We start from the raw sequence: 13,805 nt of genomic DNA, 5'->3' as shown, positions 1-13,805 counted from the left end.
AAGTTTCTCCATACCTCAACTTTTTAAGCGCTCCTCCCAACTAACCCCCGATGACGTGGGTGAACGAGGTAACGGAGGAGGAAGTGGGCCTCGCGGTGGAGCTTGTGAGGCGGGGCCTGGACGAGAGGAAGCTGAGGGCAAAGCTCGGTCCCTACTGGAGGGAGCTCGTCGAGGTGGCCAAGGCCAGGATAAGGGCAAGAGACAAGTTCTCCCGCTCGGATCTGTGGATGGATATGGAAGGCCTCCGCTACGCCACTCATGAGGTCGTTGCCAGGTACCGAGCTGAGAGGCTGAAGGAGTTTGGGGTAAAGAGCATCGCCGACGTATCCTGCGGAATTGGAATACAGCTCATCTTCTACGCGATGAACGTGGAGAGGGCCTACGGCATCGATATTGATCCGGTCAAAATCGAGTTCGCCAAACGGAACGCAGAGAAGTACGGAGTTTCGAACATCGAGTTCCTCAACGCCGATTCACTCTCGCCGGAAACCGTCGAAAAAATCGATGCAGAAGTTATTTTCTCAGACCCGGCAAGGCCCCCAGAGGCTCCAGAGAGGAACCTTGAAGGTCTTCTGCCGAGTCCACTTAAAATCTACGAGGCTTACAAGGGTAAGACGGACGCCTTCATCTTCGATCTCCCGCCCCAGATAAGGCGCGAGAAAGTCCCCTGGAAGGGCGAGTTTGAGTACGTGGACCTTTTCGGCGCGATAAATCGCTTGGCCTTTTACTCCGAACCCCTTGCTAAAGCGGAGAGGAGCGCGGCGACCCTACCCACAGGAGCAAGGCTGGAGAGCGACCCTGATCTTGAGAACATCGTTGAGTGGATTGAAGAGCCCGGCGAGTACCTCTATGAGATACCGCAGTCCATTGACTACGCGGATCTGATAAACGAGCTCTTCCACGCCGTTGGTGGGGAGATGAAGATGCTCCTGAGGGAGAAGAGGCGCGTTCTGGCGACGGGTGATGATGAGATAAGGAGCGACTACTTCAAAAGGGTCTATTCGGTTCTTGCCGTCCTGCCCTTCCATCCCGTCAGGATAAACGACTTCCTCAGGAAAGAAGGCTTTGGAAGGGCAACTTTGAGGATAAGCGTTCCGGAGAGGGATTACTGGAAGGTGCGGAGAAGGATCGAGGCCAACCTTAAGGGAGAGAGAAGGGCTTTCGTCTTCCAGCTCAAGGACAGGGCCATAATAGCGGAGGCGCTATAGCTCTTCTATCCTCGCGTTCCTTATCTTCTTGGAGCCTATTCTGAGGGCTTTGAAGTAGTCGACGTGCTCTTCCGGCAGAAACCTGTCTAGGCTCGTCTCCCTCAGCCGCTTTCTCTTCTTCCGCACGCTCTCGGATTTTTTGGCTGGGGCCCCTGCGTTCAGGAACTCGTCCAGCTTTCGGTCCATGATTTCAACCGGGGGAAATAGGAGCTGAAGTATAAAACTTTTCCGACTTCCCCCATCGAAAACGTTTTATCCGCTCACTTCAACACACTTCAGGTGGTTCAGATGAGGATCGAAAAGTTGAAGGAGTTCATAGCCGAGAAGGAGCTCGACGGCGTTCTGATAACCTACAAGCCGAACCTGTTTTACTTCACCGGCTCCGCCCCCGTTCTCGGCGGCTACCTCGTGGTAACCCCCGACGAAGAGCTCTTCCTCGTCCCCCAGCTCGAGTACGAGGAGGCCAAGGAGAGCTCAAGGGTTCCGGTTGAGTACTTCAAAAAGGGTGCCGATCTCTATGAGAAGCTTAAGGGGTTCAACCTCAAAAAGCTCGGCATCGAGGGAAGGACGAGCTACTCAAGCGTTCAGAACCTCAGGGAGAAGATAGGAGCTGAGGAGTTCACGATTGTGGACGACGTCATCAAGGAGCTTAGAATGGTTAAGACGCCGGAGGAGATAGAGGTTATAAAGCAGGCCTGCAGGATAGCCGATCTAGCCATGGAGACTGCCCTCGAAGAGGTGCGCGAGGGAGTTAAGGAGAGGGAAGTCGCAGCCAAGATGGAGTACGTCATGAAGATGAACGGGGCTGAGAAGGTTGCCTTCGACACGATAGTGGCGAGCGGGTGGCGCTCGGCCCTTCCGCACGGGATAGCGAGCGACAAGGTGATAGAGAAGGGAGACCTCGTCGTCATCGATGAGGGCGCGCTCTTCAACCACTACCACTCCGACATGACGAGAACCGTTGTGGTCGGCTTACCGAACGAAAAACAGAAGGAGATATACGAAATCGTCCTGGAGGCCCAGAAGGAGGGCATAAAAGCTGCCAAGCCCGGAGTTACTGCCAAGGACGTTGACACCGCCGCGAGAAACGTTATAGCGGAATACGGATACGGGGACTACTTCATCCATTCGACGGGCCACGGCGTCGGTCTTGAAATCCACGAGTGGCCTGGGGTGAGCCAGTACGATGAGACCGTTCTCAAGCCTGGAATGGTGATAACGGTAGAGCCTGGAATCTACATCCCCAAGTTCGGCGGCGTAAGGATAGAGGACACAATAGTCATCACGGAGAACGGTGCCGAGAGGCTCACCAAGACGGAGAGGGAGCTCATCTGAACCTTTTCCTAACCTTTTCTTAGTAAATCTTAAAAGCATCTGCGCGTAAAATAATGTGGAGCGATGTTATACGCGGAGGTGAGAAAATGGTCACCAGTGCCATTGAAGAGAAGATGGAGAAGATGACTGAGTCTGGTATTAACCTCTCCGACATCCCCAGTATTCCCAAGTCGGGGATTGGACTTATGGAGACCATCATCGGGATTCTGAGTGAGAACGAAATAAGGATGAACTTCAGGGACTTCAAGATGGACGGTGAGGTGAGGTTCCGCCTCGAACCCATAAAGAAGGGCTGATGGTGGTCCTATGGATCTTCATTCCATTTTCAGAATGGCGCTTAATCTTCAGAGGATAATCTGCTGCGGATCCGTAACGGTGTCCATGGGCGGTGACTCGATCACGATAACCCGCGACGAGATTATACTGGATATCAACAATCCTAAAAAGATTAAGAAGCTTATGGATGCATTCTCTACCATCCTAGGAAAGGATAAGGGAGGAATCGGGGAGAAAAAAGAAATGATGAACGAGATGAAGCTCTACGCCGAGGACCTTGCCTCTCAGGGAAAGACCGTCGTAATCAAGTACCAGGGCAATGAAGTCGTGAAAATGGGAGCCGAAGCAAGTTCCCTCCTGATGAACGCCTTCGGCATGAAGCACATTGAGATCAAGTACAAGCTCGACACCCTTCGCATGATGAAGGATTTCATGTGACTAAAATGTTTTTTAAACCCGCTCTTCTCTATTCTCTGGAGGTGAGAGAGTGCAGATAATCCACCAGGATCTCAAGGAAGGCAAGGTCAAGGTGAAGGCCGAGACCCTCGACGACCTGTGGCACCTCTACCACATAATCGACCCTGGAGACACCGTTTACGCCAAAACCCTCAGGAAGCAGGCCCAGAGAGCCGACTCCTTGAGGGCTGAAAAGGTCGAGGTCATTCCAGTTTTCTTGGGTGTTAAAGCCGAGAAGATAAACTTCCACAAGTTCGCCAACCAGGTTCGCGTCACTGGCCCCATAGTCTACGCCAGCAGGGAGGACGTACCACTAGGCAAGTATCACACGATAGCGATAGAGCAGGGGACAGTTGTAACCATCCAGAAGCCCCGCTGGAAGGAGCACCACATAGAGCGGCTTAAGGAGGCGGTTGAGGCATCGAAGAGGGCGCGCGTGATGATAGTGGTCATCGACGACGGGGAGGCAGATATGGCTCTGGTTAGGGAGTACGGCGTCGAGATTCTCAACAGCATCCGCCACAACCTTGGAGGGAAGCAGTACAGGACGGATAGGGAGAGCGAGGAGATGAAGTTCTTCCACGACGTTGCGAGGACCATAGAGGACGTGATGAAGCGCGAGAACGTTGAGAAAGCCATCGTTGCTGGGCCTGGCTTCGTCAAGGAGGACTTCTACAAGTTCTTAAGGGATAAATATCCCGAGCTCGCCAAAAAGGTCGTCATCGAGGATACGAGCGTCACCGGCAGGACGGGTATATACGAGGTCATAAAGCGGGGGATAGTGGACAGGGTTTACCATGAAAACCGCGTCGCAAAGGAGATTCAGCTGGTTGAGAAAGTCCTTGAGAACATCGCCAGGAACAACGGGCTAGTTGCCTATGGTCTCAATGAGGTCGAGGAGGCAATAAACTATGGCGCCGTCGAGACGCTTTTGGTCCTCGACGAACTGCTCAAGGGCGAGGATAGGGAGAAGATAGAGGGGCTGATGGACGCGGCGAGGTACTCCCGCGGCGAGGTGATTGTGGTCAGTTCGGAGCATGAAGGCGGCGAAAAGCTGAAGGCCCTCGGTGGACTGGCGGCCCTGCTGAGGTTCAGGGTGAAGTGATGTTCCAAATTTTTTAACGGTCAAAAATAATGGGGTCATGAGAGTAGAATAAAACCCCTCTATCCCTTGTTCTCCTTTTCCTTGCTCTCGGCGGGCCCGATCTGTTCTCCACTGATGGTCTGGTAAGCTATCTGGAGGCCCTCCTCTGCGGTTATCTCCGCGTTCTCAAAATCCCCCTCTGAAAGCATTTCCTTGGCGGCGGCTATCTTCTCCTTAACCTGAGCGAGAGTGCCCTGATCCGAAATAGTATTGGAAAGATTCTCAAGCCTCTCGATCGAGAGCGATGCGATTTTTTTCTCATCGATCCTGATGGGGGTGCAGTTGCACGGAGGATTCCCCCCGTTGAAGAGGGTGGGATCGACGTAGACGGATCTGCCGTAGCCGCCGGAGGATGCCCCAGCAATCTTGTTGGACAGAGTAGTCCTCTCGTGTATCGCGTTTACCAGATCTTCGTGGTGGGGATCTACCAGCAACACGAGGGCTTGGGGATCTCTGCTGAGTGTGTCAAGTATAAGCCCCTCGTTCCAGCCGTTAACGATGTAAACGTCTCTCTTCTCTATGGAGCGGTCGTCTAAACGATCGAACGCCGCTTTCGAGGTTTCAAAGCGATCCCTTCCGACCAGGGATGTTACCTTTATCCCCTTCCCTGCCAATCTCTCGGAGTACCCCGATGGAACCAGCGGCTCTTCCCCCACGAAGAAGACCTCTTCCGGGGAAAGCGAGAGAACCTCGGAGGCAATTTCTCCATCGAACTTCCCGGCCTGGAACTTCACCAGCTTTCCGTCGTACCTGGCAACCAGAACCAGGGCCGATGCTATCGAAGCGGGGTCGTCGCTTGCAAGGACGACCACTCCTCTGGATGTGCCCTTTTTCTCATAGAACACAAAGCCGGAATACAAAACGGAAAGAACAACAATCAGTACCAGCAGTTTTTTCAGAAGACCCATCTTACGACCTCCTAATTTAAAGTCTCCGTTCCCATCGCTTATTAGGGTTTCTGTGAAGGGAACCTCACTAGAATGGTTCACCGGCAAATGGGAGAGATGAGTGGTGGTATTCAACTAAGGAATCTGCCAAGCTTGGGATCTATGCTCTTTCATAGAGCCTCACGTAGGGATCCTCAGTGAACTCCGGAAAAGATCTTTCCTCGTTCCCTTCAACTAGAACCCGGTCATTCTCCTCCGTGAACTCGCCCAGCTCAAATGCCAGAATCCCATTTTTAAGTAATTCTGTAATTAATGGATCAATGTCTTCCGGGGGAGTTATGGCTATCAGCGTCCCGGTTGAGGAAACGTCCCACGGTTCTAGTTCATAGAATTCAAGCACCTTCCTCACGAGCGGGTCAACGTGGAGCTTCTCTGCATAAACCCTAAAGCCAACTCCTGAATTGTCCGCTATCTCATGGAGGGCAGTTAAACCGCCCTCGGTTGCGTCGTGCATTCCCCTTACGAAAGGCTTAGCAACGAGGGCGTCTGGAACTACTGTCTCAAAGTAAAACGAGCGCTTCAGCCTCATCAGCTCTTTCTTGTTTAAGATCTTTGACAGATCCTCTGCCCTGAGATATGCGGCGGAAACAGCGAACTCGAGGCCGACCTTGGCAGTAACGACTATTTTATCCCCGGGCTTTGCCAGCGGGAGTTTGAGTTCGTCCTTCTTGACTAGCCCCATGGCCGTTGTCGTCGCAGTTGGTTCGGTTATGGAGGGATAAACCCCTGTGTGGCCGCCCACTATGGTTGAGCCGTACTTGTTGCACTCGTCGTTCAGGTCGCTCATGACCCTCTCCAGGAACTCCTTAGAGGTGCCCCCCGGGAAGAGGAGGTCCACTACAAGCCACCTCGGCTTTGCCCCGAAGACGGCAACGTCACTCGCCGCGAAGTGATATGTGAAGAAGCCGAAGGTCTCAGCTGGAACGCCAAGGGTAGGGTCAGTGGCGACTACGAGATAGTTCTCACCGTCGTATTCCAGAACCGCCGAATCAAAACCCTCTTTTGGGCTGTACACGACTTTGGGATCTTCCACGCCCAGATTTTGGAAGACAATCTCGCGTAAGATCTCATTCCTCAGCTTTCCCGCTGGGAGCATTTCTCTCCCCTCCAAAGCATCCTATTATTGACCTCACCTCTTCCAGCGTCCCTCCATCGCAATCCCAGCACATTACCTCGAAACTCGGGACGCGGACGCTCACCCTAACCCGCCTCTTCCTCGCTATCTTGCTGACCTCGTAGTTCACCTTATACGCTAGATCCATGAGTTCTTTGGTTACGATCTCCTCCCTGTCTATGTACTGGAGCGGACAGCCTTCCCTCCACTGTCTCCGCCTTGCGTGCTCGTACATGCGGTAGGGCTTTATTCCGGCTTCATCTGCCAGGGCTTCAACCTCCTCTGCAGTGTACTTTATGAGGGGACGGAAGATGGGAATCCCAATCCGCGGAAGGGAGCAGAGCCTTATATCGTCGTCGCACTGATCAAGCAGGGCGCCGATTATCTTGTCGTTGGCGTTGTCTCCCTTGGCCAGCACATCGAAACCGTTGTTTAGGGCGAACCACTTGGCGTTCCAGAGCATTACCTTCTTGCAGTTTATGCACACTGGTCCCTTCCTTCCCGTCGCCTCACGGAGGAGACCGTTGGTTATGTCAACTAGGTAGTGCTCGACGCCGAGCTCTTTCGTGAATTTCATAGCCCAGACGAGCGTTTCCCTCCAGCTCCATCGGTGGAAGAAGGTCAGAGCTGAGACGTCCAGACCAGCCGACTTGAGGAGGTAGAGGGCGAGGGAGCTGTCCTTTCCCCCTGAGAACATGAGGAGGATCCTTTTGCCGTAGAGCCCCACCTCTTCTGAGAACCTCTGGACTTCCTCTATAGCTCCCTTGAGTAACCTCATGGAGAAAAATCAGGGAGGGCCTTAAAAAAGATGCCCTCAGAAGTTTACCTTTTTGACCCACTGCTCCGCGAGGTCTCCAACAACCGGGAACTTGTAGAGCTCTCCCTGATACGCCTTAACCATCCCCACAATCCAAGCCGCAAAAGCCAGTAGCCCGAGGAGCCAGGAAATTATCCCGCCTATCACTGGTATCACCCAGAAGAACGCTTGGATAATCCAGATGCCAACAAACGTTATCGTCGACTGCATAGCGTGGAAGCGGACGAAGTCGCTCTCCTTCTCAAGAACCAGCAGGAGTATCCCGGTTATGGGTCCAAGAACGTACGCTATCAATCCCTCAACGTTTTCGTCCATATTAAGGGACGTCTTTTTGGACTCTTCCATTCCTGTGCACACCTCCTCTTTCAGATTATTGTACTTGTCTTAAAACTTTAAATACTTTTCCAATTTTTGTAATAATTAGGGTCCGTGTGTAGCGGCTTCTTGGGAACGCCTTAGAACCCCTCAGTTTCAAATTTCGAACTCCTGAGTTTTGTTAGGCTCACCAAAGCTTTTTAAGCCTCTCAATGGATTTGGATATGGAATTAGGAGAGCCTAACGGTGGTGATCATGATTGTACCTTTAAACTCACTTCGGCCCGGGGAAAAGGGGATCGTGGTTACCCTTCAGGGAGGGGCGGGATTTAGAAACCGGCTCCTCGGAATGGGAATCACTCCAGGTGCCGTTGTGCATGTTTTGGAGATATACAACACGGGACCTATAATCGTCAACGTCAGCGGGACCCGTTTCGCCCTTGGAAAGGGTATGGCGTCAAAGATTCTTGTGAGGAAGCTCTGAGGTGGTAAAATGGCAATGAAGGTCGTCGCCCTGGCTGGTAACCCCAACGTCGGCAAAACCACGGTTTTCAACGATCTAACCGGAATGAGGCAGCACGTAGGCAACTGGCCCGGTGTTACGGTTGAGAAGAAGGAGGGCGTTTTTGAGTACAACGGCGAGAAGTTCCTCGTCGTGGATCTCCCGGGCACGTACTCCCTCACCGCCCACTCGATAGATGAACTCGTTGCCAGGAACTTCCTTCTCAACGGAAATCCGGATGTTGTTGTGAACGTTGTCGACGCTACCTCAGTTCTGAGAAACCTCCTCCTGACGATGGAGATTCTTGAAATGGGCCTGAAGAACGTGATCATCGCCCTGAACAAGATAGATCTGGCCGAGAAGAAGGGGATACGAATAGACCCAGCGAAGATGTCGAAGGCCCTCGGCGTCCCGGTTGTGGCCATGAGCGCCAAGGAGGGCATTGGAGTCGACGAGCTGAAGAAGAGGATATACGAGATGGCGCACGGCCTCATAAAGACGGAACCGGTACTTCCGGAGTACGATCCCGAGGTTGAGAGGGAGATAGAGCACATAACGCAGTGCCTCAGGGGGACCGAGCTTGAGAGCCGCTATCCTCTACGCTGGCTGGCAATAAAGCTCCTCCAGCGCGACGACGAGGTTATGAAGCTCGTTCTGAGGTACATCGGCGAGGAAAAGCTGAAGGAGATAATGACGCACATAGGAGAGGCCGAGGAGCGCTATGGACGGGCGATGGATCTCATCATAGCCAGCCAGAAGTACGAGTTCATAGATGGACTCACCCATGAGTTCATGCATTATACCGCCAAAGAGGGGGAGAGCCTGACGGACCAGCTGGACAGGGTACTGATCCATCCGGTTTACGGGTTCGTAGTCCTTGCGGCGGTGTTTTATGCTGTATTCAAGTTCGTCTTTGCCCTCGGCCTTCCCCTCCAGGGGTGGCTGGGTGACCTCTTTGATTCCTTCGGCCAGTGGCTGGTACCTCAGATAGCCAACGAGACTCTGAGAGGCCTCTTAGTTGACGGTATAATCGGCGGTGTTGGTGCTGTCCTGAGCTTCTTCCCCCTCGTCTTCCTCCTGTTCTTTGCCCTCTCGATACTTGAGGACATAGGATACATGGCTAGGGTAGCGGTGCTTATGGAGGGTATAATGAGGAAGTTCGGCCTTCCAGGAAAGGCGGTGATCCCGCTTATACTGGGACTTGGATGCAACGTTCCCGCGGTGATGGCGACGAGAACCCTAGACGATGAGCGGGACAGACTGGTTGCTATGTTCGTTAACCCATTTATACCATGTTCGGCCCGTTTGAGCGTGATAAGTTTCCTTGCTGGAACTTTCTTCAGCTCCAACCACGCCCTCGTGGCTTTAAGTGTTTATCTGATAGCCATAACGGTTGCCCTGCTTTCGGCGTGGCTCATAAGCCATTTCGTCGTTAGAGGGGAGGAGAGTCCCTTCGTCATTGAACTGCCCGAGTACCTCATCCCGAGCTGGAAGACTGTGATACTCCACTCCTGGGAGAGGAGCAAGGAGTTTGTGAAAAAGGCGGGAACCGTCATCCTGGTCGGTGCAATAGTCATCTGGTACCTAAGCAACTACCCTGTGGAGATCGGAACGGGAAGGAGCTACGCGGAGAGGCTTGGCCAGATCTTTGAACCATACATGAGGCTCATGGGTCTTGACTGGAAGGCGGCCGTGAGTCTGCTCTTCGGCATCATAGCGAAGGAGAACGTGATATCCACCTATTCGGTGATATACGGGGTAAGCGGTGGAGAGGCCATGCTGAGGGAGGCGATGAGGCACGTGATGACCCCCCTTCAGGCCTACGTGCTGGCCGTCGTTACGACCCTCTATATACCGTGCATAGCCACGATAGGTGCGATAAAGGCAGAGAGCAACTGGAAGTGGGCGCTGTTCACCACAGTGTACATGATAACGGTGGCTTCCCTAGCTGGGATACTGATATGGCACATGGGGCTGGCACTGGGTATTTAGTTTTTGATTTTCATTTAATCCCTGCTCTTGAATTTGAATTTTTGGATTGAACTGGATAATGGGGTGGTAGTATGGGAAGGATGGAGGAGGTTCTTGATCTGATAAAAAGCGGCGTGTGGGATGAGAGGGAGATCGCGGAGAGACTGGGAATTTCGCGTGAGGAAGTTGAGGACATAATCAGAATTCTTGAGAGCCTTGGATACGTTGAGAGGGTCGAGTTCGGTTCAAGTTCCTGCGAGACCTGTCCCCTGAAGAGGATCTGTCACGGCTCATGTCTGAGGCCAACGGGAAACAGGGCTTTCAGTTTAACGGAGAAGGCGTTCACTCTCAAGAAGTGAGCCGCTGTACTCACTCAGGGGGATATATTTTACGGCCGTAAAATATATAAGCCCGCGTTCAGAGATAGCATTGGTGATACCATGAAGGCCGTCATTCTCGCGGGAGGTTTTGGTACCAGGCTCAGGCCGATCTCTTCCACCAGGCCCAAACCGATGGTCCCAGTCCTTGGCAAACCCAATCTTCAGTACCTTCTCGAAAGCCTCGGGAAGATCAATGAGGTTGATGAGATCATCCTCTCCGTTCACTACATGAGGGGCGAAATAAGGGAGTTCATCGAGGAGAAAATGGCGGACTATCCAAAGGACATCCGCTTCGTTAACGACCCGATGCCGCTCGAAACTGGCGGGGCGCTCAAGAACGTTGAGAACTACGTTGATGAGGACTTTCTAGTCATTTACGGCGACGTTTTCACGAACTTTAACTTTGAGGAGCTCATAGATGCCCACAGGAAGAACGACGGCCTTGTGACCGTCGCCGTTACGAAGGTCTACGACCCGGAGCGCTACGGTGTGGTCGAGACAGACGGGGATGGAAAGGTTATCCACTTTGAAGAAAAGCCCCACAGGCCGAAGACCAACCTTGTAGATGCGGGAATCTATGTGGTCAACAAGAAGGTTCTAGAGGAGATACCCAAGAACAGGGAAGTCTACTTCGAGAGGGAGATCCTTCCAAAGTTCGTTGGCAGGGGAGAGGTCTACGCCTACAAGATGCCCCGTGAGAACTACTGGGTCGATCTCGGGACCCCCGATGACCTATTCTACGCCCACCAGATAGCCATGGACGAGATAGCCAAAGAAAACGGCTACATGGTCATAAAGGAAACTGCGGAGGTTCCTGAAGACGTTGAAATTCAGGGTCCGGTCTACATCGATGAGGGTGCCAAGATCGGACACGGCGTTAAGATAAAGTCCTACACCTACATCGGGCCCAACACGATAGTCGAGGACAAGGCCTACTTCAAGAGGGCCATTCTTATCGGAAGCGACATCGTCAAGGCCGAGGCGGAGATAAAGGACAGCATCCTTGGGGAAGGTGTCGTCGTCGGCAGGAACGTCATCCTCAAGGAGAACGCAGTCGTGGGGGACTATGCGAAGATCTACGACAACCTCGTGATCTACGGTGCGAAGGTGCTCCCCTGGAAGAAGGTCGAGGAGTACGAGGCGTTCATTAAGATAAAGCTCGATCCTACCAAGGTCAGACCCGGTCAATACCCGGACCGCTGTCCGCTGGGCCTGCCGGAGTGCATCTACAAGAAGTTCAAGTCGATAGCGGGAGAAAAGCCTCCGTGTGATGAGTGCATAGAGAACCAGTGGCTGTTCTGAAGATCTTTTTATTTTCCCACTGTTCTTCCGTTTTAGTTGGAGGTGTCTGGCAGTCACTTGTCGCGCTGGTGTTATTCAGTACTTCATCCTCGGGTTGTACTCGAGGAGCATCATCCCGTTTTTGAATATCCTTATCGTTCCGCTCTCGGAGAGGCTTATGGCGGTGGCCTTCGTGAGCTTTGTTATCCCCGCCGCGGCTATGTGCCTCGTACCCAGACCGGGGGGGAGCCTTAGGTTCAATCCGCGGGGATCCACTTCCAGATAAACTCCCGCGGATACTATTCTGCCCCTTGAGCTGATTATAAACGCCCCATCAAGCTGGGCGAACTCTTTGATTATCTCCTTGCTGTTCCTGTCGAGCACGTTTATTTTGTGGCCTCTGAAGGGGTTGGGGAGCATACTGTGAGAGTGTTTTATGACGTTTTTGACGTCTCCCACGACGAAGAGAGTTCCTATCGGGTGCCCTTCACGTCCTTCGATGCTTAGTTCTATGGCTATCTCAAGCAGTCTCTGGACCACTGATTGGGCTTGGGAGAAAAATCCGTTCATTGCGAACAGATTTTTCTTAACCGTCTTCACCCCAAGGGCATCTGAGGCCACGTATACGAAGGACTCCCCTTCCTTTACCAACTGCTGTTCCATCAGAAACGCGGATACGAGGTTCAAAGTGCTCTCCAGATCAAGGTTGGGTGGGATTGAGAGGCGCATCAGTCTGGGGTTTTTTACGTCAAAAACCGGGCCAACGACCACGAGGGTTAGGTCAGTCCCTGACAGCAGTTCTTCCTCCGTCTCCTTTGGTGGCTCCGTGAGAAAAACTAACACCCTGGCCCTTATCCTCCTCGCCACTTCAACTGCCGCGGTACTCAGCACGTCAACCATTGTCATTTTTCCAAACCATTAACTAATCGTGAGGGGGCCATTAAAATCTTTTTCCTTCTGTTGCGCTACCTCCAAAAGTTAGGTAAACTTAATAAGGGTCGGCGTGCATCACCGGTAGGGGTAGTGATGGGCATGCGCATTGTAGTCGCGATTACCGGTGCGAGCGGCAGTGTTTACGGTGTTAGGCTAGCCGATAAGCTTCGGTCCATGGGTCACGATGTAATCTTGCTGGCCTCGAAAACGGGCATCGCAGTGACAAAACACGAGCTCGGCGTCGATTTAACCCCGGACTACTCCGAGGACGATCTGTTTGCCCCAGTGGCATCGGGATCTTACAGGTTCGATGCAATGGTGGTAGCGCCCTGCTCGATGAAGACCTTAGCATCTATAGCCAATGGAATTACCGACAACCTGATAACGCGGGCAGCGGACGTCGCCCTGAAGGAACGGAGGAAGCTCGTCCTTTTGATACGGGAAACTCCCCTGAGTGTGATTCACCTAGAGAACATGCTGAGGGCGGCCAGGGCCGGGGCCGTTGTTATGCCAGCCTCTCCAGGATTTTATAACCATCCCAAAACTTTGGAAGATATCGTAAACTTTATAATCTGGAGGATACTAGACCAGTTAGGGATAGAGGAAAACTATCCGAGATGGGGGGAGTGAAATGATGCAACTTGACGATCTTGACAGATCAATCCTCCGACTCCTGAAAAAAGACGCTAGACTGACTATCTCGGAAATAGCCGAGAAGCTCAACCGTCCCGAGTCAACCATACACTTTAGAATCAAGAAGCTCCTTGAGAAGGGTGCCATAGATCACTACACTATACTCCTCGGTGAGGCCCTTCAGCCCAAGAAAGTTGCCCTCGTTGTGCTCCAGGCTGAGACCCCTATAATCGAGGACTTCCTTGAGCGGTACGTTAACCACATTATGAGGACTCTGGCCATGCTCTCGAACGTCCTCTTCGTTGCCAAAAGCGGGAAGGACACGGTTATGGCCCTCATTGGGGGCGAAAACGAGGAGAGCCTTGAGGCTTTCATAGATGAGAACATCAAAACCCTTCCGACATTGAAGGGTGTCCACGTGTACTTCATTGACGACATAAAGAAAGGTGAGGAGCTTATAGGCTTCCTCGTCGATGTCTGAGTTTTCTCTCTTT

At 52.6% G+C, this 13,805-nt stretch carries 17 protein-coding genes; 11 read left to right on the top strand and 6 right to left on the bottom strand.

Going from position 1 to position 13,805, the window contains the following annotated elements; genetic code table 11:
* Window positions 1-50: 50 nt before the first annotated feature.
* Window positions 51-1,208, top strand: coding sequence for a methyltransferase domain-containing protein (locus A3L09_RS08095; RefSeq protein WP_088858465.1), 1,158 nt, complete (start codon window positions 51-53; stop codon window positions 1,206-1,208).
* Here A3L09_RS08095 and A3L09_RS08090 read toward each other — a convergent pair.
* Entirely contained in the window at window positions 1,203-1,394 is a 192-nt protein-coding gene (locus A3L09_RS08090; protein WP_088858464.1) for a PCNA-inhibitor, read from the bottom strand. The two genes, A3L09_RS08095 and A3L09_RS08090, sit on opposite strands and share 6 nt — an antisense overlap.
* 102 nt (window positions 1,395-1,496) lie before the next feature.
* On the opposite strand from A3L09_RS08090, the gene A3L09_RS08085 reads away from it, so the two are divergent.
* From A3L09_RS08085 to A3L09_RS08070, 4 genes are all read left to right on the top strand, one after another.
* Window positions 1,497-2,543 (top strand): M24 family metallopeptidase, encoded by a 1,047-nt coding sequence (locus A3L09_RS08085; RefSeq protein WP_088858463.1) that lies wholly within the window; start codon window positions 1,497-1,499, stop codon window positions 2,541-2,543.
* Between the two features lie 86 nt (window positions 2,544-2,629).
* On the top strand, window positions 2,630-2,839 hold the full coding sequence (locus tag A3L09_RS08080; RefSeq protein WP_088858462.1) for a hypothetical protein: 210 nt from the start codon (window positions 2,630-2,632) through the stop codon (window positions 2,837-2,839).
* A gap of 10 nt (window positions 2,840-2,849) precedes the next feature.
* Window positions 2,850-3,257, top strand: a complete 408-nt coding sequence (locus tag A3L09_RS08075) for a hypothetical protein (RefSeq protein ID WP_088858461.1) — start codon at window positions 2,850-2,852, stop codon at window positions 3,255-3,257.
* A gap of 49 nt (window positions 3,258-3,306) precedes the next feature.
* Window positions 3,307-4,380, top strand: a complete 1,074-nt coding sequence (locus tag A3L09_RS08070; RefSeq protein ID WP_088858460.1) for an mRNA surveillance protein pelota — start codon at window positions 3,307-3,309, stop codon at window positions 4,378-4,380.
* 59 nt (window positions 4,381-4,439) lie between these two features.
* Here the strand turns inward: A3L09_RS08070 and A3L09_RS08065 are convergent, their stop codons facing one another.
* From A3L09_RS08065 to A3L09_RS08050, 4 genes are all read right to left on the bottom strand, one after another.
* Window positions 4,440-5,327, bottom strand: coding sequence for a hypothetical protein (locus A3L09_RS08065; protein WP_088858459.1), 888 nt, complete (start codon window positions 5,325-5,327; stop codon window positions 4,440-4,442).
* 139 nt (window positions 5,328-5,466) lie between these two features.
* Window positions 5,467-6,462, bottom strand: a complete 996-nt coding sequence (locus tag A3L09_RS08060; RefSeq protein WP_088858458.1) for an AIR synthase family protein — start codon at window positions 6,460-6,462, stop codon at window positions 5,467-5,469.
* A complete protein-coding gene (locus tag A3L09_RS08055; protein WP_088859035.1) occupies window positions 6,434-7,258 on the bottom strand; it encodes a 7-cyano-7-deazaguanine synthase in 825 nt (274 codons plus the stop codon). Before A3L09_RS08055 ends, A3L09_RS08060 begins: the two co-directional genes overlap by 29 nt.
* A 36-nt stretch (window positions 7,259-7,294) precedes the next feature.
* Entirely contained in the window at window positions 7,295-7,642 is a 348-nt protein-coding gene (locus A3L09_RS08050; protein WP_088858457.1) for a DUF4870 domain-containing protein, read from the bottom strand.
* 225 nt (window positions 7,643-7,867) lie between these two features.
* Here A3L09_RS08050 and A3L09_RS08045 point away from each other — a divergent pair, with 225 nt between their 5' ends.
* The 4 genes from A3L09_RS08045 to A3L09_RS08030 all read left to right on the top strand — a co-directional run bounded on the left by A3L09_RS08045 (window position 7,868) and on the right by A3L09_RS08030 (window position 11,766).
* Window positions 7,868-8,095: a FeoA family protein gene (locus A3L09_RS08045; RefSeq protein ID WP_088858456.1), complete on the top strand. Its 228-nt coding sequence runs from the start codon at window positions 7,868-7,870 to the stop codon at window positions 8,093-8,095.
* Between the two features lie 9 nt (window positions 8,096-8,104).
* Window positions 8,105-10,105: a ferrous iron transport protein B gene (feoB, locus tag A3L09_RS08040; RefSeq protein WP_088858455.1), complete on the top strand. Its 2,001-nt coding sequence runs from the start codon at window positions 8,105-8,107 to the stop codon at window positions 10,103-10,105.
* Between the two features lie 71 nt (window positions 10,106-10,176).
* Window positions 10,177-10,443, top strand: coding sequence for a helix-turn-helix domain-containing protein (locus A3L09_RS08035; protein ID WP_088858454.1), 267 nt, complete (start codon window positions 10,177-10,179; stop codon window positions 10,441-10,443).
* Window positions 10,444-10,524: 81 nt separating this feature from the next.
* Window positions 10,525-11,766: a sugar phosphate nucleotidyltransferase gene (locus A3L09_RS08030; protein WP_088858453.1), complete on the top strand. Its 1,242-nt coding sequence runs from the start codon at window positions 10,525-10,527 to the stop codon at window positions 11,764-11,766.
* A gap of 75 nt (window positions 11,767-11,841) precedes the next feature.
* Here A3L09_RS08030 and A3L09_RS08025 read toward each other — a convergent pair whose 3' ends face one another.
* The gene (locus A3L09_RS08025; protein ID WP_088858452.1) at window positions 11,842-12,651 is read right to left on the bottom strand and encodes a DNA integrity scanning protein DisA nucleotide-binding domain protein; all 810 of its coding nucleotides are present in this window, start codon (window positions 12,649-12,651) and stop codon (window positions 11,842-11,844) included.
* A 126-nt stretch (window positions 12,652-12,777) separates the two neighbouring features.
* On the opposite strand from A3L09_RS08025, the gene A3L09_RS08020 reads away from it, so the two are divergent.
* Window positions 12,778-13,308, top strand: coding sequence for a UbiX family flavin prenyltransferase (locus tag A3L09_RS08020; RefSeq protein WP_088858451.1), 531 nt, complete (start codon window positions 12,778-12,780; stop codon window positions 13,306-13,308).
* Window position 13,309: 1 nt separating this feature from the next.
* Complete coding sequence (locus A3L09_RS08015) at window positions 13,310-13,792, top strand: Lrp/AsnC family transcriptional regulator (protein WP_088858450.1); 483 nt, start codon at window positions 13,310-13,312, stop codon at window positions 13,790-13,792.
* The last annotated feature ends 13 nt before the right edge of the window (window positions 13,793-13,805 follow it).

The organism is Thermococcus profundus (assembly GCF_002214585.1).
In the GTDB taxonomy this organism is placed as follows: domain Archaea; phylum Methanobacteriota_B; class Thermococci; order Thermococcales; family Thermococcaceae; genus Thermococcus; species Thermococcus profundus.
Note: the sequence above shows the minus strand (reverse complement) of the source record. Positions and strands in the feature narration are given on the sequence as shown.